At 64.3% G+C, this 22,296-nt stretch carries 20 protein-coding genes and 2 pseudogenes; 15 read left to right on the top strand and 7 right to left on the bottom strand.

The genetic code is table 11. From position 1 onward, the window contains the following. Positions 1-6 precede the first annotated feature (6 nt). Genes LGH83_RS11355 through LGH83_RS11345 form a run of 3 tightly spaced genes read right to left on the bottom strand, consistent with a single transcriptional unit; the run spans position 7 to position 2,430 of the window. Complete coding sequence (locus tag LGH83_RS11355; RefSeq protein ID WP_227398771.1) at positions 7-762, bottom strand: SDR family NAD(P)-dependent oxidoreductase; 756 nt, start codon at positions 760-762, stop codon at positions 7-9. Then, positions 759-2,198, bottom strand: a complete 1,440-nt coding sequence (locus tag LGH83_RS11350; protein WP_227398770.1) for an AMP-binding protein — start codon at positions 2,196-2,198, stop codon at positions 759-761. The genes LGH83_RS11355 and LGH83_RS11350 overlap by 4 nt, the downstream gene beginning before the upstream one ends. Beyond that, positions 2,185-2,430: an acyl carrier protein gene (locus LGH83_RS11345; protein WP_131113653.1), complete on the bottom strand. Its 246-nt coding sequence runs from the start codon at positions 2,428-2,430 to the stop codon at positions 2,185-2,187. The genes LGH83_RS11350 and LGH83_RS11345 overlap by 14 nt, the downstream gene beginning before the upstream one ends. Before the next feature lie 182 nt (positions 2,431-2,612). Here LGH83_RS11345 and LGH83_RS11340 point away from each other — a divergent pair, with 182 nt between their 5' ends. The 6 genes and pseudogenes from LGH83_RS11340 to LGH83_RS11315 form a co-directional block, all read left to right on the top strand. Further along, complete coding sequence (locus LGH83_RS11340; protein ID WP_227398769.1) at positions 2,613-4,307, top strand: thiamine pyrophosphate-binding protein; 1,695 nt, start codon at positions 2,613-2,615, stop codon at positions 4,305-4,307. A gap of 408 nt (positions 4,308-4,715) precedes the next feature. Continuing rightward, positions 4,716-6,095 (top strand): HlyD family efflux transporter periplasmic adaptor subunit, encoded by a 1,380-nt coding sequence (locus LGH83_RS11335; protein ID WP_227398768.1) that lies wholly within the window; start codon positions 4,716-4,718, stop codon positions 6,093-6,095. Then, positions 6,095-7,384, top strand: a complete 1,290-nt coding sequence (locus LGH83_RS11330; RefSeq protein WP_227398767.1) for a hypothetical protein — start codon at positions 6,095-6,097, stop codon at positions 7,382-7,384. The genes LGH83_RS11335 and LGH83_RS11330 overlap by 1 nt, the downstream gene beginning before the upstream one ends. Positions 7,385-7,387: 3 nt before the next feature. Further along, positions 7,388-9,370, top strand: coding sequence for a glycosyltransferase family 2 protein (locus LGH83_RS11325; protein WP_227398766.1), 1,983 nt, complete (start codon positions 7,388-7,390; stop codon positions 9,368-9,370). A 130-nt stretch (positions 9,371-9,500) separates the two neighbouring features. Beyond that, positions 9,501-10,754: pseudogene (locus tag LGH83_RS11320) on the top strand (LLM class flavin-dependent oxidoreductase); the annotation flags it as partial. Continuing rightward, positions 10,738-11,544 (top strand): annotated as a pseudogene (locus LGH83_RS11315) (M20/M25/M40 family metallo-hydrolase); the annotation flags it as partial. The pseudogenes LGH83_RS11320 and LGH83_RS11315, both read left to right, overlap by 17 nt. A 4-nt stretch (positions 11,545-11,548) precedes the next feature. Here the strand turns inward: LGH83_RS11315 and LGH83_RS11310 are convergent. Next, complete coding sequence (locus LGH83_RS11310; protein WP_227398765.1) at positions 11,549-13,009, bottom strand: amidase; 1,461 nt, start codon at positions 13,007-13,009, stop codon at positions 11,549-11,551. Between the two features lie 148 nt (positions 13,010-13,157). On the opposite strand from LGH83_RS11310, the gene LGH83_RS11305 reads away from it, so the two are divergent. Beyond that, positions 13,158-13,844, top strand: a complete 687-nt coding sequence (locus tag LGH83_RS11305; protein WP_227398764.1) for a TetR/AcrR family transcriptional regulator — start codon at positions 13,158-13,160, stop codon at positions 13,842-13,844. Between the two features lie 70 nt (positions 13,845-13,914). Here the strand turns inward: LGH83_RS11305 and LGH83_RS11300 are convergent, their stop codons facing one another. Both LGH83_RS11300 and LGH83_RS11295 read right to left on the bottom strand, forming a co-directional pair. Continuing rightward, positions 13,915-14,349 carry a GNAT family N-acetyltransferase gene (locus LGH83_RS11300; RefSeq protein ID WP_227398763.1) on the bottom strand — a complete coding sequence of 145 codons (435 nt, stop codon included), beginning with the start codon at positions 14,347-14,349 and terminating at the stop codon, positions 13,915-13,917. Between the two features lie 9 nt (positions 14,350-14,358). Continuing rightward, positions 14,359-15,735: an aminotransferase class III-fold pyridoxal phosphate-dependent enzyme gene (locus tag LGH83_RS11295; RefSeq protein ID WP_227398762.1), complete on the bottom strand. Its 1,377-nt coding sequence runs from the start codon at positions 15,733-15,735 to the stop codon at positions 14,359-14,361. A 349-nt stretch (positions 15,736-16,084) separates the two neighbouring features. On the opposite strand from LGH83_RS11295, the gene LGH83_RS11290 reads away from it, so the two are divergent. The 6 genes from LGH83_RS11290 (at position 16,085) to LGH83_RS11265 (ending at position 20,749) form a co-directional block, all read left to right on the top strand. Then, positions 16,085-17,119 (top strand): ABC transporter ATP-binding protein, encoded by a 1,035-nt coding sequence (locus LGH83_RS11290; protein WP_413771152.1) that lies wholly within the window; start codon positions 16,085-16,087, stop codon positions 17,117-17,119. Between the two features lie 3 nt (positions 17,120-17,122). After that, entirely contained in the window at positions 17,123-18,010 is an 888-nt protein-coding gene (locus LGH83_RS11285) for an ABC transporter permease (protein ID WP_227401816.1), read from the top strand. A 22-nt stretch (positions 18,011-18,032) separates the two neighbouring features. Further along, positions 18,033-18,836 carry an ABC transporter permease gene (locus LGH83_RS11280; protein WP_227398761.1) on the top strand — a complete coding sequence of 268 codons (804 nt, stop codon included), beginning with the start codon at positions 18,033-18,035 and terminating at the stop codon, positions 18,834-18,836. Between the two features lie 23 nt (positions 18,837-18,859). After that, positions 18,860-19,897 carry an extracellular solute-binding protein gene (locus LGH83_RS11275; protein WP_227398760.1) on the top strand — a complete coding sequence of 346 codons (1,038 nt, stop codon included), beginning with the start codon at positions 18,860-18,862 and terminating at the stop codon, positions 19,895-19,897. Continuing rightward, positions 19,876-20,412, top strand: coding sequence for a GNAT family N-acetyltransferase (locus LGH83_RS11270; protein ID WP_227398759.1), 537 nt, complete (start codon positions 19,876-19,878; stop codon positions 20,410-20,412). Before LGH83_RS11275 ends, LGH83_RS11270 begins: the two co-directional genes overlap by 22 nt. 106 nt (positions 20,413-20,518) lie before the next feature. Beyond that, on the top strand, positions 20,519-20,749 hold the full coding sequence (locus tag LGH83_RS11265) for a hypothetical protein (RefSeq protein WP_227398758.1): 231 nt from the start codon (positions 20,519-20,521) through the stop codon (positions 20,747-20,749). Between the two features lie 6 nt (positions 20,750-20,755). Here the strand turns inward: LGH83_RS11265 and LGH83_RS11260 are convergent, their stop codons facing one another. Continuing rightward, complete coding sequence (locus tag LGH83_RS11260) at positions 20,756-20,995, bottom strand: hypothetical protein (protein WP_227398757.1); 240 nt, start codon at positions 20,993-20,995, stop codon at positions 20,756-20,758. Between the two features lie 140 nt (positions 20,996-21,135). Between LGH83_RS11260 and LGH83_RS11255 the strand changes: the two genes are divergently transcribed. Then, positions 21,136-21,903 (top strand): YoaK family protein, encoded by a 768-nt coding sequence (locus LGH83_RS11255; protein ID WP_227398756.1) that lies wholly within the window; start codon positions 21,136-21,138, stop codon positions 21,901-21,903. A gap of 123 nt (positions 21,904-22,026) precedes the next feature. After that, entirely contained in the window at positions 22,027-22,260 is a 234-nt protein-coding gene (locus LGH83_RS11250; protein ID WP_227398755.1) for a hypothetical protein, read from the top strand. Positions 22,261-22,296 lie beyond the last annotated feature (36 nt).

The following is a 22,296-nucleotide window of genomic DNA, read 5'->3' as shown; positions in this document are numbered from 1 at the left end:
GAGACGTCAGGCCGTGTTGCCCGCATCGACCGTCATGACCGTGCCGGTGATGTTGCGGCCGCCCTCGCCCATCAGAAACGCCACCATCCGGGCCACGTCCTCGATCTCCGGCAGGCGGCGCAAGGCGCTGCGCCGCGCGACCTGCTGGCGCTGCGCGTCGTCCATACCGGCCGTCATCTCGGTGTCCATAAAGCCGGGAGCTACCGCATTGACCGTAATACCCAGCCGCCCGACCTCGCGCGCCAGCGAACGCGTGAACCCCAGCATCGAGGCCTTGGTGGCGCCATAGACCGACAGGCCACTATAGCCGGTCGAGGCGATGATCGACGACACGTTGACGATGCGGCCTTCCTGCTCGGACATCATCTGCCGAGCGACATATTTGGTCAGCACGATCGGCGAGAGCGTGTTGAGCCGCACCAGCGTCTCGATCTGGCTTTGGTGCATGATGGCCAGGAGACCCTCGGTCCCGATCGCCGCATTGTTGACGAGACCATAGATTGGCCCGACCGCTTGCCGGATGCGCTGCACGAGCCCGGGGAGAGCGTCGATGTCACCAAGATCACAGGGCTCGAACAGCAGGGCGCCCGGTCCGGTTGCTGTTGCCTCGGCCCGGATGCGGGCGAAATCCTCGCTGTCGTGGCGCGCTACCGCGATCACGCGATAGCCTTCGCTCGCGAGATGACGTCCAATGCCGAGCCCGAGCCCGCGGCTCCCCCCCGTCACCAGCACGGACCTGGCCGGTTTCGACATCGCGCTCATGCCCGATCCTTTGCGGCGTTCCCCGCGCGGTCCACCCCGGTGCCGGGGCGTGCCAGCTTACCGCCGGGCGTGACCTCGAGCGCGGTCACGAAACGCACCATCGCCGGCACCTTATGGGGCGGCAGGCTGGCGCGGCAGGTCGCGATAATCGCGTTGCGCACCGCGCCTTCATCGAGAGCGGCGTCGGTGAGGACCACCTCGGCCACCACGATCCCGCCCGTGATCGGGCTGCGGCGGCTTTTCACGAGCGACATGCGGACTTGATCGTGCCGGTTGATGACGGCCTCGATCTCCTCGGGATGCACCTTCAGGCCACCAACATTGATGATGCCGCCGCGTCGCCCGACGAAATAACAGCGGTCACCGCGCCGCTCGATCATGTCGCCGGTATCGACGAACCCGTCGGGGTCGATCAGGGTCGGCGGGTCGGCGCCGAGGTAGCGGCTCGCCATCCGGTTCGATTGCATGCGGAGCGAGCCGTCCTCGATCCGCATCGCGAGGGCGCCCCCCGTCCCGTCGAGCAGCGCTGCTGGAAAGCCCTCGAGGCCATCGTTGACCTCGAAGCCGACACCCGCCTCGGTCGACGCATAGGCATGGCCGACCTTGGCGCTCGGGAAGGTTTCGCCGAGGCTGTCGAGGACGGCCTGATCGGCGATCTCGCCCGACAGGCGGACGTACGTCGGCGCGATGATCGTGGCGTCGGCCGACATCAGCACCTTTCGCCAATGAGACGGCGTTCCCGAAAGATGGGTAATCCCGGCCGCGTTCAGGCGCGTCAGATGATCGATCAAGGGTTCGCCGGCCTGCGAGAGAACCAGGGACCGGCCTCCGAGGATGGCGCGCAAAAAGATCTGCAGGCCGCCATAGCGCCGGATGTCGTAGAAGGTGCCCCAGACGACCTGCTGGGTCTGACCCGCCGAGGACCCGATCGCGCCGGTCAGCGCCGCAAGGTCGTGGACGACGAGTTTCGGCAAACCCGACGTGCCGGAGGTCGCCATCACCCACTCGGTCGCGACGTGCGGCGCGGTTGCGGTGATCCGGTCCCAATCGGCGGGATGCAGCGTGGTGCCGCAACGCACGATGGCGTCGACCTCGAGGCCCTCGAAGGTCGCGACCTCGCGGTCGGTCACGATCGTGTCGACTTCCGCGTCGGCCATCACCGAGCGCATGTGGGCGGGATCGAGATCGGGCGGGCACAAAACCATGCGGCGCACCAGCCCGTCGCAATCGAGCATCGCCAGGGCGGCCGTCGATTGCGTGCGCGTGATCAGCATGATGGATCGACCCGCCAATAAAGCGGGATCGTGGTCGAGGCAGGTGCCGGCCGCGATCGCGGTCAGCGGTACGCGCGCATCGGCTCCGAGCAGCGCCGCATCGTCGGGCGGTCCGCTCCGACGCAGCGCGTCGCGAAGGCTCGAGGGCTTAGTGGTGCCCATCGTCGTAGAATTTGACGAAGTCGCCCAGCGTCACGGGAAAATAAACGTCGTCCGACGCCGTAAACGGGTCGTAGCCGAGGTGATCTTCGAGGCGCGCTACGAGAATCGCGAAACACAGCGAGTCGAGACCGGATTCCAGCAGAACCGTGTCGTCGGTGAGCGGCACGAGGGTTTTCTTATGCTCGGAGGCAACCTGCTCGATTTGAGCCAGGATGGTCGGCCGTACTGACATGAAACTATCGCCTAAGGTTTTGTTAACATTGTCTATACTGCATCAGCACGGGGCCAACAACACGGTTTGCCCGACATGGTGAAGCGATTATCTGTCCGCGTGAGGCATGTGTCGTCTTTGAAGCGCGCCGCCGTTGTGTTTCGACGCAATCTTGTATGATGCGCTGAGAGGACGAGATTGCGATGTTGAACGCCGCCAAGATCCGAACTGCCGCCGAGGTCCTGGTCGATCTCTTGATCGCCAATGGGGTCGAGCATGTCTTCTGCGTGCCGGGCGAAAGTTTTCTCGGCGTGCTCGACGCATTTCGGGATCGCGCCATCACGGTGACGGTCTGCCGCCAGGAAGGCGGCGCCGCCATGATGGCGGAGGCCGTCGGCAAGGCGACGGGTCGGCCCGGCGTCTGTTTCGTCACGCGCGGCCCCGGCGCCACCAATGCGTCGGCGGGGATTCATATCGCCAACCAGGACTCCACCCCGATGATCATGTTCGTCGGGCAGGTCGAACGCGGCGTCCGGGGGCGGGAGGCGTTTCAGGAACTCGACTACAAGGCCGTGTTCGGCTCGATGACCAAACTCACGGTGGAGATCGACGAGGCGTCTCGAGTGCCCGAAATCGTCAATCGGGCCTTCGGGGCCGCGCTGAGCGGACGCCCCGGTCCGGTGGTCGTGAGCCTCCCGAAGGACATGCTGAGCGAACGCGTGTCGCTCGAGGACGCTCCGCCTTATCGCGCGGTCGAGACGGCGCCCGGGCACGAGGATCTCGACGCGCTCGAGGCGCTTCTGGCAAGGGCCGCGCGGCCGCTCGTCATCCTCGGCGGCACGCGATGGACGCCGGACGCCTGCGCGGCCGTGCAGCGGTTCGCCGAGCGTTTCGACCTGCCGGTCGCGACCAGCTACCGCCGCGCCCCTTTGTTCGATGCGCTGCACCCCAATTATGCCGGGGATGTCGGCCTCGCGCCCAACCCCAAGCTGATCGCCCGCGTCAAGGCTGCCGACCTCGTGGTGCTCTGCGGCGGCCGCTTCGGCGAAATTCCCTCTCAGGGCTACACGCTGTTCGACCCGCCATCGGCCGAGCGGACGCTGGTCCATATCTATGCCGAGCCGTCCGAATTCGGGCGCGTGTTCCGTCCCGATCTTGCGATCCATGCGACCCCGGTTCGCTTCGCGGCAGCGCTCGATCGCCTGCAACCCCGACAGGCGTCGTCATGGCGCCAGGCGACTGCCGACGCGCATCGGGATTATCTCGCCTGGTCGGAGGCGCCGACCCCGCAGCCTGGCGATGTCAATCTCGGAGCCGTGATGGTGTGGTTGCGCGACCACGTCCCGACCGACACGATGCTCTGCAACGGCGCGGGCAATTACGCCGCTTGGATTCATCGCTTCTACCGGTTTCGTCACTTCGCCAGCCACATCGCGCCGACCTCCGCCTCGATGGGCTATGGCATCCCGGCCGCTGTCGCGATGCAGCGGCTTCACCCGAATCGCCTCGTGCTGTCGATCAATGGGGATGGGGACTTCCTGATGAATGGGCAGGACTTCGCAACCGCGGTCCAATATGGCTTGCCGATCGTGACGATCATTGCCGACAACGGCAGCTACGGCACGATCCGCATGCATCAGGAGCGTGAGTTTCCGGGTCGCGTTTCGGCGACCGATCTGCGCAACCCGGATTTTGCGGCCTATGCGCGGGCGTTCGGCGGCTATGGCGTCACAGTCGAGCGGACGGCCGACTTTCCGGCTGCTTTCGAGGCGGCGCGTGCTTCCGAAATGCCGAGTATCGTCCATCTTAAGATCGATGCGGATGCGATCACGCCTGGCCTGTCGCTGAGCCAAATTCGCGAGCAGGCGCTTCGGCGACAGGCGGCCGGCCCGGCTTGAACAAGCCCGCGCGGTCGTCAGCTATGTCGACGACATTACAGCGTTCGGGCTATTGGCCAAGCTCAAGCTTAAGCGTCACGCAAGCTTTTGCTCAGGCTGGAAGGTTTCGTCGCCTGACATGTGTCATATGCAGTATTGGTTAACTCAAAAAACGCTAAGTTACGTAACGTAACCTAACGTCGTCAATTAATTATCTTATCCGACAAATAATGGATTTCTCCGCTTACGCGAAGGCTGACGCCGACCTTGCCGCGATGCAGCATTGACATGCTCTATAATGTCTTTACACACGAGTTTAATAAAAACTTAATCCTGAGATCTGTCTCTAAGATGCTCAAGGATCAATGACTTGTCGTTTCGACTGGTAGGAAACGCCCCTTGCTGCGCCGCACGCGCTCGGAGCTACAGATGGACGCTAAGGCCGCACGACCCCTGAAGCCCGATGTCGGGAAGCCTGCCGGAATCGCGACCAATCCGGGCAGCTGGATCAACCTCAAGCGTGGAATCGCGCTGACCGTGTCAGCAACCCTTGCGGCGCTCATCCTGACGTCTGTGCTTCCGCCCCTGGTTGCGGATCAATCTGACCGAGCCGTCGTCAATGCTCCGGTTTCCTTGCTGACGGCGCCGATCGACGGCGAGGTCACTCTGTTGTCGGCGCGAGCGGGTTCGGACGTTCACCCGCGCATCGAAGTGGTCAACAAGCGGGTTGACCGCTCGACTCTCATCACGCTCGACGGCCAGTTCAACGATGCGCAGAGCCGCTTGACGGCTTTGCGTGCCGAGCGCGAAGGCGAGGTCCGCTTCGTCTCGGATCTGACCGACGAGATCGCGCGTCAGACCACGGCGATCGAGGACCGTTACTCGCAACAAGTGCTGGATCTGCAAGCTCAGATCGGCTCTGCTGGCGCCTCGGTCGAGGAAAAACGGTTGGTGGCCGGACGCCAGACCGACATGGTGGCTCGTAATGTGGCGGCACCGGCCATGGCGAAGTCAGCCGCTCAGCAATATTCGGCCTCGAAATATCAAAAGGACAGCGTCACCTCCAAGCTGGTCCAGAAGCAGGCGCAACTCGATAGCATTCGCCATGGCATTTTCGTCGGCGACGATGTCCACGACATTGCGACCCTGGTGCAAAAGAAGAACGACATGACGCTCGATATCGAGCGCCTTTCCATCAAAGAGGCCCAGGTCACGTCAGAGGCCGCGGTCCGCGCGCGGCTTATTCTGGCCGAAAACATGCGGCTCGCCAGCCTCGAACATTCCGCCGTCAGCACACCGGACTCGGGCGAAGTGCTCAGTGTCGGCGCGTCGCTCGGCCGTCACGTCACAGCCGGCGATACGTTGGCCCGCATGGTGGATTGCGACAATTCCTTTGTGGTCGCCATTTTCTCTTATCGACAAGGCGGCAATCTCGCTCCGGGCACGCGCGTCTCGATCGACGCCGGCCCGTCCGGAAAGCAGGCCGGCACCGTGATGGAAGTGCTGCCCAAGACGAGCGACAAGGTCGACGAAACCTACGCGGTCCCGTTCCCGCAGACCGAGCGCCGCGAACTCTACGTTCTCGTGAAGCCGGACGCGCCGCTGCGGTCGCAGACGGCCGATGGCGGCCCTGGAACCTGCGACGTCGGCCGCTGGGTGACGGTGACCCGCCAGAACGGCTGGGTGCCGTCGACCTCGATGCTGTGGCATCTGGCGAGCCGCGCTCTGTTCTGGAATACCGCCGACGCGCAGACCCGCCCGGCATCGACCCGGTTTGCCTCCGTCGCGACGACGGGACGCTCGCACTGATGGGTCGAACCATTGCGGCCGCAACGGCGGCCGCAATGTCGGTCGCGATGGGCGCGCTCGGCCTGATGCTCCCGGCCGTCGCCGACACACGACCGGCGAGCCCGGCTGGCGGTCTCGCGTCCGGCTTGTGTCGCGCTCTGTCCCGCGCGGTAGATGCGGCGGCTCCCTCCGGTCCTGTGTTCGTCGCCAGCTATTCACCCGGCCCAGGTGAGACGGATCTGCCTGGTCCGTTGCGGACGACGGCATTTTCCTACGACAATGCCGTTGCGGTTATCGCGCTCGTGGCCTGTGGGGACCGCGCGCGGGCGGGGCGCATCGCCGACGCCTTCGTGATCGCCGGGCGGAAAGACCGAACTTTTACCGATGGACGCATCCGCAACGGCTACCGCGCCGGTCCGGTTGCCGATGCGCCTCCCAACCTGCCGGGATGGTGGGACAAGGACGCCGGACGCTGGGATGAGGACGCCTATCAGGACGGCAGCGCGACGGGCAATCTCGCCTGGGTGGCGCTCGCCCTCCTCACGATGCACGAGGCGACGGCCGCCAGCCCCGCGACAGCGGCGGATCCTTACCTCGCCACGGCGCGGCATGTGCTGGCATGGATTGGGGCTCATGCAACCGACGCCCCGGGGCCTCCCGGATATGCTGGCGGTGTGACAGGTTTCGACACGGCTCAGCAGGTGCTGACGTGGCAGTCGACGGAACATAATATCGATGTTGCGGCCGCCGCGCATTGGGCATCTCGGCTGACGCATGATCCCGCCGAAACCGCCATGGCGGCCCGCGCGACCGGCTTCGTCGCATCCCGCTTTCAGCCGGAAGCGGGCTTCTTCCTGCTGGGGACCACGCCGGAGGGCCAGGATGCGGCGCGGGATCATCTCGCGCTTGACGTTCAGCTATGGCCGGTCCTCGGCGTCCCCGATGCGCCCGCCCCCTGGCGCCGGGCCCTCGGGTTCGCCGACGCGCATCTGCGACGCGGCGATGGCATGACCTTCGCGGGCTTCGGCACAAACCGATGGACCGAGGGATCTGCACAAGCCTCGCTCGCTTTCCGGTCCGCCGGTGCCGATGCGATCGCGGATGGCCTGCTCAATGGCTTAGCGGCTCATGCGGCGCCATCGGGCCTGCTCTATGCAACAAGTGCCGGCACAGTCCCGACCGGGCTGAAGGTCGAAGCCGAGAACGGCGGCGACTTCGAATATTTCCACCGCCCGCATATCGGTGCGACGGCATGGGCGACGATGGCGGCCCTCCGCTGGAATCCGTTTACCGGGCGGAAGGTGAACTGAACCATGGTCGATGCCTCTCCCGACGCAGCGACCGTGCTGATGACCGATCTCGGCGTGCTCTGCGGCTGCATCGCGCTGTCGAAGCTGCTCGACCCGGTGCGGGCGGTCGACCGCGCCATTTTCGGCGGCCTGACCGCAATCCTGATCGTGGCCTATACGGCATGGCGGCTCTTCGACACCATCCCGGGCTTCGAGTTCGGTTTCGGCGCGATCTGGCAGCGCTTCTACTTCGTCTTCGAGGCGATCGCGATCCTCTACACGCTGATGTCGATCGTCATCCTGCTGCGCCACACCGATCATTCCGCCACCGCCGATGTCGCGGAAGCCGAGATCGATGCGGCCAACAGCTGGCCGCCGGTGGATGTCTTCATCTGCACCTATAACGAGCCGGTCGACGTGCTGGAAAAGTCGGTGCTGTTGTCCCGCGCGCTCGATTATCCGGATGTTCGCATCTGGGTCCTCGACGACACGCGGCGACCCTGGTTGCGCGAGTATTGCAACGAACTCGGGGTCAATTATCTGACTCGCTCTTCCAACGAATGGGCCAAGGCCGGTAATCTCAACAATGGCCTCCGCCTCACCGCCGGGCCGCAGGCCGCCCCGCTGATTCTCGTGCTCGATGCCGATTTCGCGCCGCATTCCAACCTGCTGAAACGGACCGTCGGCTTGTTCCGCGACCCGAAGATCGCGGTGGTGCAGACCCCCCAGCTTTACTTCAACGCCGACCCGATCCAGCATAATCTCATGGCGTCGAAAGCCTGGATCGACGACCAGCGGATCTTCTTCGATGTGTTTCAGCCCGCCAAGGATGCCTGGGGCGCGGCCTTCTGTGTCGGTACGACATTTCTGGTCCGCCGCGATCGGCTGAACGAGATCGGCGGTTTCCCGCATGAAGCCGTGTCGGAGGACATCAATCTTACCTATACGATGATGAGCCACGGCTACGTCACGCGCTGGCTGAACGAGCGCCTCAGCGTCGGCCTCGCGGCCGAGGGCTTGCCCGAATATATCACCCAGCGGGCGCGGTGGTGCCTCGGCACGATTCAGGTCGCGTTGCTCCGCAATGGTCCGTTTCGCGGCGCGAATTTCACGATGGTGCAGCGGCTTCACTACCTGCATGGCGTTCTGAACTGGTTGTGCAAGCCGTTCATCGTGCTGATGCTGTTGGCACCGGCCGTCTACTGGTTTTTCGGCATTCCGGCCTTCGAGGCCGATTACGTCGATTTTCTCGGCCATGCGGTCCCGGCGCTGCTGGCCTTCTACGCCTATAGCGGCTGGGTGTCGCGTCGGCGGACCCTGCCGATCTTTATGGAAGTGACCCACATGGTCACGGCCGTGGCGGTCACCTGGACGCTGATCACTTGCCTGTATCGCCCGTTCGGTCGCCCCTTCAAGGTGACCGACAAGGGGGGTGACCGCTCCCGCACGATCGTGCGGTGGGACATGTTGCGGATTTTCGGCGGTCTCTGCGCGGTGTCGGTCGGCGCCATCATCTGGGCGTTGATCGGGCCGAACGCCCCGACGGAGGCGACGCCCGTCGATATCCTCAATCTGGTCTGGGCGGGCATCTCGGCTTTGCTGGCCGGCGTCGCCTGTATCGTCTGTTTCGAGAAACCTCGCCTGCATCGCGAGGAACTGTTCCAGACCGATCATGTCGGACAATTGCGAACCGAAACCGGGCTCCTTCTTCCCTGTTCGGTTCACCGCCTTTCGACGGTCGATGCCAGCCTCAGCCTCGCTCAGGAGCATCGTGACCTAACGATCGGCACGGCGGTGGATCTCGTGCTCGACGGCCTGCAAACCGTCGGGGGGCACGTCTCCTTCAGCCGAGGTCGGGATCTGCTCGTCAGCCTGAGCCTTCCGGAAGCACAGCGGCGCGACATGGTCGTCGCCCTCTATCGAAGTCCCAACGACAATCTGCCGCTGCAGGCCGATATGGGCAAAGCGTTGGCCGGGTTGCTGCGGCGGAGTATCGGGCGGGACTGAGCGGTCTGGCCGCCGGCGTTGGAGATCGCGGTGCCGATGCGACGCGGACCGCCGTTGACTTGCGTCTCCGGCGAGCCGTCTACTCGACCGATATGCCTCAACGGCTAGCCCTGATCGAAGGTCTCGTCCCATGACCCTGCAGAAGCAACTCCGGCTCGGCGCCTTCATGCGCCCGGTCGGCATCCACACGGCCTGGTGGCGCTATCCGGGGGCTTTTCCGGACGCCAATAGCAACTTCAAACATCTGAAGCGCTTCGCACAGACGTTGGAGCGCGGCCGGTTCGACGCCTTCTTCATGGCCGATCATCTGGCGGTGCTGAATATGCCGATGGCGGCATTGCGCCGGAGCGGCACGGTGGCATCGCTCGATCCGCTGACGCTGCTGCCGGCGCTTGCCGCCGTCACCGATCACATCGGCCTCATCGCCACGGCCTCGACCACCTATAACGAGCCCTATCACATCGCCCGCAAATTCGCCTCGCTCGACCATATCAGCGATGGCCGGGCCGGGTGGAACCTCGTCACCTCCGGCAACCCGCACGAAGCCATGAATTTCGGGCTCGAGGAGCATGTCGAACATGCCACGCGCTACCGCAGGGCGCGCGAATTCTACGATGTCGTGACCGGCCTGTGGGATAGCTGGGCCGACGACGCCTTCATCCGCGACACCGAAAGCGGCATCTTCTTCGATCCGGAGAAGATGCATGTGCTCAATCACACGGGCGAGTTTCTGACGGTGCGCGGGCCGCTGAACGTGGCGCGGCCCGTCCAGGGCTGGCCCGTCATCGTGCAGGCCGGCGCGTCCGAAGCCGGACGGCAGATCGCGGCCGAAACCGCCGAAGTCATCTTCAGCGTGTCGCTCACCCTCGCCGAGGCCAAGAGCTTCTACGCCGACGTGAAAAGCCGGATGACGGCAATCGGCCGCGACCCCGATCATCTCAAAGTCCTGCCCGGCGCTCTGGTGGTCGTCGGGGCCACCATGGAGGAGGCGCGGGCCAAGAAGGCGCTGCTCGACAGCCTCGTGCATGAGGACAGCGGCTTGCCGAACCTCTCGATGCGGCTCGGCACCGATGTGTCCGGCTTCGATCTCGACGGCCCGTTGCCCGAGATTCCCGACAGCAACGCCAGCAAGAGCGGCCGGCAGAAACTCGTCGATCTCGCGCGCGATCAGAACCTGACGGTTCGGCAATTGGCCCAATTCGTGGGCGGCTATGGCGGCTACGAGCTTGTCGGAACGCCCGCCAGCATCGCGGATCGGATGCAGGAATGGCTCGACGGCGAGGGATGCGATGGATTCAACATCATGTTCCCCTCGGTACCGAGCGGGCTCGACGATTTTATCGATCTCGTCGTGCCCGAGTTGCAGCGGCGCGGCGTGTTTCGGCGGGGGCGCCTGCCTCGCCGTGCAGGCGATGGAGGAGCTCGCGGCCGTGGGTATCGCGACGTCTTTGCCGGTCACGATCCTGTTCACGGGCGACGAAGAGGTCGGGACGCCGAGCACCCGCGATCTCATCGAAGCCGAAGCGCGCCGGCATCGTTTCGTGCTGGTCCCCGAACCCGCGCGGCTGAACGGCGACGTTGTCACGGGACGCTATGCGATCGCGCGGTTCGCGGTCACCACCACGGGGCGTCCAAGCCATGCCGGAGCCCGCCTGGCCGAAGGGCGATCCGCGATCCGGGCAATGGCCGAACGGATCATCGCGATCGAGGAGATGACGAGCGAGGATTGCACCTTCAGCGTCGGCGTGGTGCGGGGTGGCCAATGGGTCAATTGCGTCGCCACGACCTGCGTGGCCGAAGTGCTCAGCATGGCCAAGCGCCAGGAGGATCTCGATCGCGGCGTCGCCGCGATGCTGGCGATGGCGGGATCGCGGAACGGCGTGTCGTTCGATGTCACGCGCGGTGTGACGCGGCCGGTCTGGGAGCCGAACGCGGGAACGCTCGCCCTGGTGGCGACCGTGCAGCGGCTCGCCTCCGAGATGGGGCTGACGATCGGCCATGGCAGCGCGGGCGGCGGATCGGACGGCAATTTCACGGGCGCGCTCGGCATTCCGACGCTCGACGGGCTCGGAGCCATCGGCGATGGTCTGCATCGGCTCGACGAGCATATCGCGATTGCGGCGACGCTGCAGCGCGGCCGCTTGCTGGCCGGCCTGCTCGCAACCCTGGTGTAAGACGTCAGCCCCGCGCCGCTGCGATCCACGGATTGGCGCGCTCATAGGCGTAGGCAAGCCGCAGCACCGCAAGATCGTCGCGCGGGCGCCCCACGATCTGCACACCCATCGGGAGATGGCCCCCCTCGCCGCCGAAGCCGACCGGGAGGCTGATGGCCGGCGAACCCGACAGAGTGACGGGCGCCACGACCTCCATCCAGCGATGATAACTGTCCATCGGACGCCCCGCGATCGAGCCAGGCCATGTGGTCTCGACCGGAAACGGAAACATCTGAGCGGCCGGAAGCGCCAGAAAGTCGACGTCCAAAAAAATCTGTTGCAGGGTTGCGTACCATGACGACCGGACCACGGCCGCCTCGTAGACGTCCTGCGCCGTCAAAGCCAAATATCCCTCGCATTCCCACAGCGCCTCGGGCTTGAGCAGCGCCCGTTTGGCGGGATCGCGATAATGCTCCATGAATTTGCCGCCGGTGGAGAATTGCCGCAGCACCACGAAAGCTTGCCACAGCGCTTCCGCATCGAAGGCCGGGACGAGCGGCACGATGGTGCAGCCGAGCGCTTCGAGGCGCGCCAGGCCACTGCGGCAGAGGTCGAGCACCCCGTTCTCCATCGGCAAATGCCCACCGAAGTCGCCGAGCCAAGCGATCCGGGCCGGGCCGAACTCCTCAAGATGCTGCTCGTAGCGGAAGCCGGTGCCGTCGAGCGAGAGGGGCGCCCTTGCATCATGGCCAGCCTGGACCGAGAGCAACAACGCCAGATCCTCGACATGCCGCCCCATCGGTCCGTCGGTCGAGAGCTGCGACATGAAGGCGTCGGGCGAAGCGGTGGAGGGAACGCGCCCTTGCGATGGCCGCAAGCCGAAGACGTTGTTCCAGGCTGCCGGATTGCGGAGCGAGCCGCCGAAATCGCTGCCGTCGGCGATCGGCAGCATCGAGAGAGCCAGCGCCAATGCCGCTCCGCCGCTGGAGCCGCCGGCGCTGCGGCTCGGGTCGAAGGCGTTCCGGGTCGCGCCGAAGATCGGGTTGTAGGTATGCGAGCCGAGGCCGAATTCCGGCGTATTGGTTTTGCCGATGATGATGGCGCCGGCCCCCCGTACCCGCGCCACCGCCAGAGCGTCGGCGTCCGGCACATTGTCGGAGTAGAGGGGCGATCCAAGGGTCGTCCGCAGTCCTTTAGTGGCCGCGAGATCCTTGATGGCGATCGGCAGGCCATGAAGTGGACCGATCGTTTGGCCACGCGCGACCGCCTCGTCGGCCCGGTCGGCCTCGGCGAGAATATCGGCGGCCGGGCGCAACGACACGATCGCGTTATAGGTCGGGTTGAACGTCTCGATCCGCGACAGAAAAGCCGACACGACCGCCCGCGACGTGACGGTGCGGGACGCGATGAGCCGTGCCAACTCCGTGGCGCTTCGTCGCGAGAGGTCGCCGGTCTCTGGGTTTGAGGGAGTAGCTTTGTCATCCATGCGCCGGAGGATCGGCACCCGTAGCGGTGATGTCAACGCGGGAGTGCGTGACGCGCGGAAGCCATTCTGATCGGCCGCATCACGTCTTCGGGGTTGCTCAAGACGTGGGCGGCCCGCATCATCCGATCATGATCGTGTTGGACCTTCGATGACTGACGACCGCCGCACCGAACCCGCAGCGCCTGACGAGCACGGCCCAAGCCGACCGACCGCTAAAAGTGCCGAAACGCGGGCCCGTATCGTCGCCGGGGCGCTTCGGGCGCTCGAAACGCATGGGCTCAGCCAGACCACGACGCGACGGATCGCGGAGGAGAGCGATATTCGGCTGGCGACGCTGCATTATCATTTCAGCAGCAAGGAAGCGGTGCTGCTCGCCGTTCTCGAAATGATGATCGACGACATGACCGCGACCCTGACGGCGCGGACCCGCTCCTCCGACGCGCTTGACGCGCGGATCGCCGATATCCTGCGGGCGTCCTGGAGCTATGTCGAGCAGACCCGAGCCAAGCAGATCGTTCAGTATGAACTGACACTCTACGCCGTCCGCACGAAGGGGTGCGAATGGCTCGCGGCGCGCCAGTATCAAGCCTATGTCGGCGCCTATGTGGATTTGTTGTCGGGTGGCGGTGCGTCGCCGGAGTTGGCGGCGGCGGATGCGGAGGACTTGGCCCGGCTGATGCTCGCCGGCATCGATGGACTGATCCTCCAATCGCTGGCTGGCGCATCGGAATGCGATTTGCGGGCAAGTGTCGACGCCCTGACGGTCGGCGTTCAGGCGCGAGCCGCACGATGTGCAACGCGGGGCGCGCGACCGAAGAGGATTGCGGCCGCATAACGCGACCGGCCGCCTCGCCGATCGCGCCGCAACATCTATTGGATCACGCAGCAGCGGCCAAAAGCGGTGCTCAGATCGCCAAGCGCTTCTGCATGAAGATGCGTTTATGTCCCGGCGGCTGATTGGTCACCGCGCCGAACGGCACGAAGCCGAGGCTTTCATAGAAATCCGGCGCCTGAAAATCATAGGTGTCGAGCCAGATGCCGATACAGCCGCGTTCGATCGCGATGCGCTCGGCCTCCGCCATGATGTCCCGGCCGAGACCTTGGCCCCGCAGATGGGCCGGCACGAAGACGAGTTCCACGATCAGCCATCGGAAGAGCGACACGCCCCAGAGGCCGCCGATCGTCGCTCCCGCCTCGTCCTTCAGCAGGATCGCCAGATGCTTGATGTCGAGCGGGCCGGCCTGTTCGGCCTCGAATTCGGCGAGGCGCGAGAGCAGGATCTCGCGATCGGCCCGGTCGGGAACGGCCGGGATGACGAGTTTGGGGCGATCCGTCGACATCGGGCTGACTCAGATCTGCCCGACATCGGTGATGGCGCTCTCGAACGTATCCGCGATCGTATCGGCCTGCGTCTTGGTCAGGATCAGCGGCGGCGAAAGGATGAACGTATCGCCGAGGTTGCGGAGCAGCACGCCTTGCTGCTTGCATTTTTCGGCGATGCGCGAGCCGTAATTTGCCGATGCGGCGAAAGCCTCTTTCGTGTCCGGATTTTTGACGAGCTCGATGCCGATCATCAACCCGAGGCCGCGCACGTCGCCCATGGTGGGATGACGGCTCTGCACGTCCTTGAGGCGTGCCAGGAGGTGGGCCCCGACCTCGCCGGCATTGCGATCGAGATGCTCCTTCTCGACGATATCGAGATTGGCGAGGGCCGCGGCGCAAGCCAGCGGATGCCCCGCATAGGTGTTGCCGTGCCAGAAGGCCGCCATGGTGAACTGGCTCTCGTCCTCGGTCACGAAGGCATCGGCCACCCGCTTGTTCATCACGGTTGCGCCGAGCGGCACGTAGCCGCTGTTGATGCCCTTGGCGAACACCATGATGTCCGGTTTTACGCCCCAGTGGCGTGAGCCGAACATCGATCCCAGACGGCCAAAGCCGGTCACCACCTCGTCCGAGATGAGCAACACGCCATGCTTGTCGCAGACGGCGCGGATCAGCGGCCAGAAGTTGGCGGGCGGCACGATGACGCCGCCGGCACCCTGCACGGGTTCGGCAATGAAAGCCGCGACACTCTTCGGCCCTTGATAGGTAATCTCGCGGTCGAGCAGTTCGGCGCAGAGACGTCCGAGTGCCTCAGGGTCTTCGGTGAACGGATTGCGGTAGACGTGGGGCGTCTCGACCTGACTGAAGCCGGCCAGCAGCGGCTCGAAATGCTCCTTGTAGGCAGGCGTTCCGTTGGCCGACAGGGCGCCGAGCGTCACGCCATGGTAGGCGCGCTTCAACGAGATGATCTTGTGGCGATTGGGTTCGCCGACATGACGCCAATACTGGCGCACCAGCTTGAAGGCGGCTTCGTTGGCCTCTGAACCGCCGGACGAAAAGAACGCCCGCTCCATCCCCTCGTGGGATGCCATGGCGCAGAGTCGATCGGCCAGAATGACCGACGGCGTCGTCGTCGTGCCGCCGAATTGCGAATAATAGCTGATCTTATCGAGCTGGTCGCGGATCGCCTGTTTGATCTCGTCGCGGCCGTGCCCGACGTTGACGTTCCAAAGCCCGGCCTGGCCGTCGATGTAGCGCCGTCCCTCGCTGTCGATGATGTAGACGCCTTCGCCTTCCTCGATCACCAGCGGCGGGTTCTTGGCCGCATAACTCGCATTGGTGAACGGGTAGAGCATGTGCCGCGTCAGCGTGTCGTTGGGGCGGGATGGAGCGAGCATCGTCATGGCCGGGATCTCTCGGTTGGGGCGTCCATGGGACCGGAAGGCCCGATTGGTCCAGCCTAGGTCGCGTCAAATTTTTGGTCAATCGACTAATTTATGCGCGGGGAGCGCCAACCAATCTTGCTTGTTGTCACAAGCCGGATAGGCTTGCGGCAAGGATCGAAGCCGCCGGAAGCGCTGGCACGATCTCTGCTACGGACCCCACGATCCGAGCAGGATGGGAGGCGGCGACCAGCATGCGGGCCACGATGTTTCGACGGGCGTCCAGATCGACCAGAGCCATTGGCAAGGCGGTGGGCGCATGAGTGTGGCGGCGATCGACCGCACCGTCTCGGCAGCTCCATGTGATGCGATGGATCTCCGTGACGAGGCTGCGACACAGGCCGCCATGGTCCTGGTCAAGGTCCAGAACGTCACCAAGAGTTTCGGGACGGGCGATCTCGCGCTGAAGGCGCTCGACGACGTGTCGCTGACCATCAAGACCAACGAGTTTTTCACGCTTCTCGGTCCTTCCGGATGCGGCAAGACCACGTTGTTGCGGCTGTTGGCGGGCTTCGAGCACCCGACCTCCGGGGTCATCCTTCTCGACAACAAGCATGTGGCCGACGACCCGCCGAACAAGCGGCCGGTCAATACGGTGTTCCAGTCTTACGCTCTATTCCCGCATATGACCGTCGAGGAGAATGTGGCGTTCGGCCTCCAGCGGCTGGGGCAGCGCGGCCCGAAGGTTGCCGACCAGGTGGGCGCGATGTTGCGGCTCGTGCGGCTCGAAACCCTGGCCAAGCGCCGGCCGGATCAATTGTCCGGTGGCCAGCAGCAACGTGTTGCCTTGGCGCGCGCCCTGGCCCCGCAGCCCCGCCTGCTGCTGCTCGACGAGCCGCTGTCGGCTCTCGATCTGAAGCTGCGGCGCGGCATGCAGATCGAGTTGAAGCGCATCCAGCGTGAGACAGGCATCACCTTCGTGCTCGTGACCCACGATCAGGAGGAGGCGCTGTCGATGTCGGATCGTATCGCGGTGATGAACCACGGCCGCGTGCTGCAACTCGGTCGCCCCGAGGATATCTACAAGCGGCCGGTGTCGCGCTTCGTCGCCGACTTCATCGGCGAGGCGAATGTGCTTCCTGGTTCCCTCGTCGGCCTCTCGAGCGCCTTTGCGGCCATTCGGCCCGAACATGTGGTGGTTTCGGCCGAGACCGGGCCTGGACAAGCGGGCCTCGCCGGCCGGGTGATCGACATCACCTATCTCGGTGCCACCACGTCCTGTGCGATCGCCCTGGCGGACGGCACCGTGGTCAAGACCGTGCGGGGCGATCTGCCGCCGCTCGCGCCCGAGCAAGCCGTGACCTGCGTGTTCCCGTCAGGCGCACTCTTGCCGCTCGAGGCCTGAGTGATGGCTGTCGCTTTGAAACGAGATCGCGCGCTTCTGCTGGCCGCACCGGCGTTGATCACCATCGTGGTCTTCATGCTATTGCCCATGGCGATCGCGCTCGTCTATTCGTTCCTGAGTCCCAGCCCCTATGGCGGGGTGCAGCAGCCATTCACCCCGGCCTCCTGGGTCAGGTTTTTCTACGATCGCGATCTCGACGAGACGCTGATCTTCGACACGACTTACCTTCAGATCTTCTCGCGCTCGATCATCCTGGCGGTGCTGACGACCATCGGTTGCTTTGTGATCGGTCTTCCGTTGGCCTGGTATATGGCGACGCGGCCGCCGAAGATGCGGTCCATTCTGGTGCTGTTCGTCACCATTCCGTTTTGGACCAACCTGCTGATCCGCACCTATTGCTGGGTTTTGCTGCTGAGGGATCAGGGCCTCGTCAACCAAGCCTTGCAGGCGATCGGCCTCATCAAACAGCCCATCACCTTTCTGTATACGGATGGCGCGATCCTGCTCGGCCTCATCTATTCGAGCTTGCCCTTCATGGTGCTGCCGATCTATGGCGCACTCGAGAAGGTCGATCCGCGCCTGATCGAGGCGGCTTACGACCTCTATGCCGACCGATGGGCCATCATGCGAAAGATCGTGTGGCCGCTCGCCAAACCTGGCGTGGCGGCCGGCACGCTTCTGGTCTTCGTGCCGGCGCTCGGCGCCTTTCTGCAGCCCGACATTCTCGGCGGTGGCAAGAAGCTGATGATCGGCAGCCTGATCCAGCAGCAATTCACCACGTCGCGCGATTGGTCCTTTGGCGCGGCCTTGTCGATGATCCTGATGATCTTCGTTCTCGGTGCCTTGATGTGGAGCGCTTGGCGACGACGGCATCCGGGGGTGGCGGTATGAACGCCAGAAGCGGAGAAGGCCGATGAAACGGCGGGGCTTCGACTGGCGGCGGATGCCGGAATATCGCCTTCTCAGCATCGCGGCGTTGATCTTCCTCTATGCGCCGCTCGTCGTTCTCGTGGTGCTGGCGTTCAACAGCAACCGCGTGGCGCTGATCTGGGGCGGCTTCAGCACGCAATGGTTCGTCAAAGCCTTTGGCAACGAGGACCTGCGTCGCGCGGCCATGAACAGTATCATCGTGGCGGCCGTCGCGACCCCGGTTTCGACGTTATTTTCCATTCCGGCGGCACTTGCGTTTGAACGCGGCACCTTCTTTCCTGGCCGTTCCACGGGCGAGGCGCTGGTGGCCATGCCGCTGATCGCGCCCGAGATCGTTACGGCCATCGCGACGCTGATCTTTTTCGAAGCGATCGGCCTCCATGCCGGCCTCGGCAATGTGATCGTGGCCCATGTCGTGTTTTGCATCCCGTTCGCGATGCTGCCGATCCGCGCCCGCCTGCGCGACATGCCACGCGTCATCGAAGATGCGGCGCGAGATCTCTATGCCGACAAATGGCAGGTTTTTTATCGCGTGACGCTCCCGCTTCTGGCGCCCGCGATCGTGGCCGGCGCGACCCTGGCCTTCGTGGTGTCGCTCGACGATTTCCTCATCACGCTGATGGTCGCGCAGGCCGGGTCCACGACCTTGCCGGTCTATCTCTACGGCATGCTGCGCCTCGGTGTGACGCCCGAGGCCAATGCCGCTGCCACCATCCTTCTGGTGGTGTCGGTCGCGGCCGTCGTCCTGTCCACCATGCTGGCTCGTGCGCGAGCCGTGAAAGCGTGATCACCACCGAAAGGACTGTACCGATGCAAACCAAGATCGTTATTTCTCTGGCGGCCGCGGCCCTGATGGGGTGCGGGGCGGTGGCGCCGGCCCATGCGGCGGGCGACCTCTTCATCTATAATTGGACCGATTATACCGCGCCGGACGTCATCAAGAAGTTCGAGAAAGAGACCGGCATCAAGGTCACGCTCGATACCTATGATTCCAACGAGACGTTGCTGGCAAAGCTGAAATCCGGTTCGGCCGGTTACGACATCGTCGTCGTCTCGTCGGATTTCGTGCCGATCTTCGCCAAGGAAGGTCTGATCCAAAAGATCGATGGGCCTAAGATCCCCGGCTACGACAATATCGACGCCAAGTGGAAGAGCCCGGCTTGGGACAAGGATAACGAATATTCGGTTCCTTATGACTGGGGCGTCACGGCCTTCACGGTCAACACCAAATTCGTCAAAGACCCGGGTGACTCCCTGAAGCTGTTGTTCAGCCCGCCGGAGGACGCGAAGGGCAAGGTCGGCATGTTCGGTGCGCCGAGCGAAGTCATGGCTCTCGCCGAGGTCTATCTTGGTATGACGCCGTGCCAGACCGATCCGGCCAACATGAAGAAGGTCTCTGATCTGCTCGAGGCGCAGGCCCCCTCCGTGAAGGTCTATAATTCGGACGGCATCATCGACCGACAGGGGTCGGGCGAAACCTGGATCCACCAAGCCTGGAACGGCGACGCGGCCCGAACCCGCGCCGTGAACCCCGACGTCCACTTCATCTTCCCGAAAGAGGGTGTGGTCGGCTGGATGGACAATATGGCGGTGCCGACCAGCGCCAAGGATGCCGATAATGCGAAGCTGTTCATCAAATTCATGATGCAGCCTGAGAACAGCGCCATGTCGTCGAACTTCACCCATTATGCCAGCGGCATCGCGGGTGCGGAGAAGTTTTACGATCCGGCCATGAAGGATGCGCCGGAATTGAAGGTGCCGGCCGATCTGAAAATGCAGTTCACGCCGGCTTGCCCGGAAGCCGCGACCAAACTGATGGATCGGGTGTGGACCAAGCTGAAGAAGTGAACCACGCCGCTACGTGGCGCCACTCTGGCGTCGATGACCTCGATGCCATCATGGAGATCCAGAGCGTTGTGCATGACCTCCTGCCCGAACGGCGGGAGGTCATCGCCGATAAGCTTCGGCATTACGGCGATGGCTGCCTCGTGTTGCGCGGCCGCGACGGCATCGTGCTCGGCTATGGTCTGTCGCATCCCTGGCGTCTCGATGAGGCGCCAGCCTTGGATACGATCATGTCGCGCATTCCAGACGATTCCGATTGCCTCTTCATCCATGACGTCGCGCTGCTTCCGGCGGCGCGCCGTCAAGGTGCATCCAAAGCCTTCGTCGAGCGGATCAGAACCCTGGCGCGGCGGGACCGCTTGTCAGCCCTGGCGCTCGTCTCGGTTTACGGCACGACGACCGTCTGGGCGGCTCTCGGTTTCGAGTTACGGCTGGTCCCCGCGATGGCGGCGAAACTCGCGGCCTATGGAGAGACGGCACGCTACATGGTGGCGGTCGTCGACGCCCGCGCCGACTGAAAGCCGAACGGTGCTGCCGCTGCTCCGTCAGCGTCGGCAAAGCAGGATCGTTGTGAAACTCGCGGGGCAATAAATCCGTAACTCTGCCATCAGGTGGAGTTGCAGCGTGTCTCAGAAGCGATATCTCGTCCGGACGTTCGAAACCGACGGCCCTCAGAGTCTGCGGATCGTCAGCACCACGCCGGCGCGGGATGCTGCTGCCGCTATTCAGGCCGCTGAAGCCGGCGGGCTGGCGTTTTCGGGAGCGGTGGCTCTCGAAATCCATTGCGACGACGATGGACGTGAGACGACGCTGCAAATCGCTCGGTTCGGGAAGATCGAGGACGTCGATCTCTGAGATCGATCAAGGGCGTTGGGTCAACTCCGGCGGTGGCCGCATGCCGCGCAGATCGGTGCCAAGACCGGTCTGCGTGCAGGCCTTGAAGGTCCGCCCAAGGGCCTCGCAGTCATAAACAGCGAGAAAAGCCGCATCGATGCGATGGTCGAGCGTGACATCGGCGACCCACATGGCGCCGTAGAGCAGCGTAAGCCCGCCCAGGAGACCACAACAGGCGGCCGAAACATCGGCGGTGACCCGGGCCACCAGGGAAGCGCTCCACAGCCCGCGAGTTCGTAATCCCGGCACGATACGGTAAGACACCATCGTGGGCTTTTGGCTCATCCTTACGGCGGCGTCGAGTCGATTGCGGCGCCGAGCGCTATCCGTGCGGGTTGGACACGTCGATGTTGATCTTGGAAGGCGATGCGCGGAACGGCCGGATCGATCGCCGCCTCGCCTGTACACTGGCGCTAGTGGCAGGCGCCTTGAACTCCGCCGGCTTCTACGCGGTCGGCTTCTTCTCGGCCAATATGACTGGAAACGTCTCGATCCTCGCGGATCACGTTGCGCTCGGCGATCTTCTCCGGGGCCTGTTCTATCTCGCCATCGTGGCGACCTTCGTGGTCGGAGCTCTCGTGTCGACCTTGCTGATCAGCGTGGGGCGCCGGCGATCGATGGCGGGCATCTATGCGGTCAGCATCGTGGCCGAGGCGGTGTTGCTGACCGGACTCGGCTGTGCCGACCTTCTCCTCCCCGATGGCGAACGGGGGCCGATCCTGATTTTCGGATTGAGTTTTCTGATGGGGCTGCAGAACGCCGTCGTGACGCGCATTTCAAATGCTCGCATTCGCACCACGCATATCTCTGGCATGGCAACCGACATCGGCATCGAACTCGGAACGCTCGTCGATCACGCCTGGCGGCGTGCGCCCCCCGAGGAGGCCATGCCGGTGCTGGAGAAACTCCGGCTGCATGCCGCGACCGTGCTGTCCTTCTGCCTCGGCGGGGTGGGCGGTGTCGTCGCCTACAAAGCATTCGGCTCGGGGCTCTTGTTCGGCGCGGCGGCCGTGCTGTTCGCCGTCGCGCTTCCCGGTTTGATGAAGCTCTGGGGTCGCGGGTCGGGGGGGCCGGCCGGGCGATCCACTTACGATCCGCGCGTCGTCGAACCTTAAGCGTGACGATTTACGGTGGCGTGGACCTTCGGTCCCGCTTGCGCTGTTGTGCTGATGTTCATCCGCCGCGCCGGATGATCGATAAGCAGCATCGTGCCGCTGAGCCCCACTGGAGATCCACTAATGCCGCATGTCCGCATGATCCTGAGCGCCGCCCTGTTGAGCGTTGTTTCGACCGCCGCTCTGGCCTCCACCTCGGCTCCGACCCTGCGCGACAAGCAGCAAGCCGCCTGCGCCGGTGACGCGCAGAAACTCTGTGCCGATGTGATGCCGGATGTCGATAAGGTCACGGCTTGCATGCAGGAGAAAAAGGCGCAGGTCAGCGAAGGCTGCCGCGCCATGTACGACGCCAAGTAAGACCAGCGCCGATCGCCCACGACACTCCGGGTCTGC

Origin of the sequence: Lichenihabitans sp. PAMC28606, from assembly GCF_020616535.1 — a bacterium.
Taxonomy (GTDB): domain Bacteria; phylum Pseudomonadota; class Alphaproteobacteria; order Rhizobiales; family Beijerinckiaceae; genus Lichenihabitans; species Lichenihabitans psoromatis.
The sequence above is the reverse complement of the archived record's forward strand: the minus strand, read 5'-3'. Positions and strand labels throughout refer to the sequence as shown.

Bases quoted from the DNA above. Each gene is read 5' to 3' on its own strand.
- LGH83_RS11280 (WP_227398761.1), top strand. From the start codon at position 18,033: ATGAAACGGCGGGGCTTCGACTGGCGGCGGATGCCGGAATATCGCCTT.
- LGH83_RS11335 (WP_227398768.1), top strand. From the start codon at position 4,716: ATGGACGCTAAGGCCGCACGACCCCTGAAGCCCGATGTCGGGAAGCCT.
- LGH83_RS11255 (WP_227398756.1), top strand. From the start codon at position 21,136: ATGTTGATCTTGGAAGGCGATGCGCGGAACGGCCGGATCGATCGCCGC.
- LGH83_RS11355 (WP_227398771.1), bottom strand. From the start codon at position 762: ATGAGCGCGATGTCGAAACCGGCCAGGTCCGTGCTGGTGACGGGGGGG.
- LGH83_RS11295 (WP_227398762.1), bottom strand. From the start codon at position 15,735: ATGACGATGCTCGCTCCATCCCGCCCCAACGACACGCTGACGCGGCAC.
- LGH83_RS11285 (WP_227401816.1), top strand. From the start codon at position 17,123: ATGGCTGTCGCTTTGAAACGAGATCGCGCGCTTCTGCTGGCCGCACCG.
- LGH83_RS11350 (WP_227398770.1), bottom strand. From the start codon at position 2,198: ATGGGCACCACTAAGCCCTCGAGCCTTCGCGACGCGCTGCGTCGGAGC.
- LGH83_RS11340 (WP_227398769.1), top strand. From the start codon at position 2,613: ATGTTGAACGCCGCCAAGATCCGAACTGCCGCCGAGGTCCTGGTCGAT.
- LGH83_RS11325 (WP_227398766.1), top strand. From the start codon at position 7,388: ATGGTCGATGCCTCTCCCGACGCAGCGACCGTGCTGATGACCGATCTC.
- LGH83_RS11330 (WP_227398767.1), top strand. From the start codon at position 6,095: ATGGGTCGAACCATTGCGGCCGCAACGGCGGCCGCAATGTCGGTCGCG.
- LGH83_RS11305 (WP_227398764.1), top strand. From the start codon at position 13,158: ATGACTGACGACCGCCGCACCGAACCCGCAGCGCCTGACGAGCACGGC.
- LGH83_RS11275 (WP_227398760.1), top strand. From the start codon at position 18,860: ATGCAAACCAAGATCGTTATTTCTCTGGCGGCCGCGGCCCTGATGGGG.
- LGH83_RS11310 (WP_227398765.1), bottom strand. From the start codon at position 13,009: ATGGATGACAAAGCTACTCCCTCAAACCCAGAGACCGGCGACCTCTCG.
- LGH83_RS11345 (WP_131113653.1), bottom strand. From the start codon at position 2,430: ATGTCAGTACGGCCGACCATCCTGGCTCAAATCGAGCAGGTTGCCTCC.
- LGH83_RS11250 (WP_227398755.1), top strand. From the start codon at position 22,027: ATGCCGCATGTCCGCATGATCCTGAGCGCCGCCCTGTTGAGCGTTGTT.
- LGH83_RS11300 (WP_227398763.1), bottom strand. From the start codon at position 14,349: ATGTCGACGGATCGCCCCAAACTCGTCATCCCGGCCGTTCCCGACCGG.
- LGH83_RS11290 (WP_413771152.1), top strand. From the start codon at position 16,085: ATGGATCTCCGTGACGAGGCTGCGACACAGGCCGCCATGGTCCTGGTC.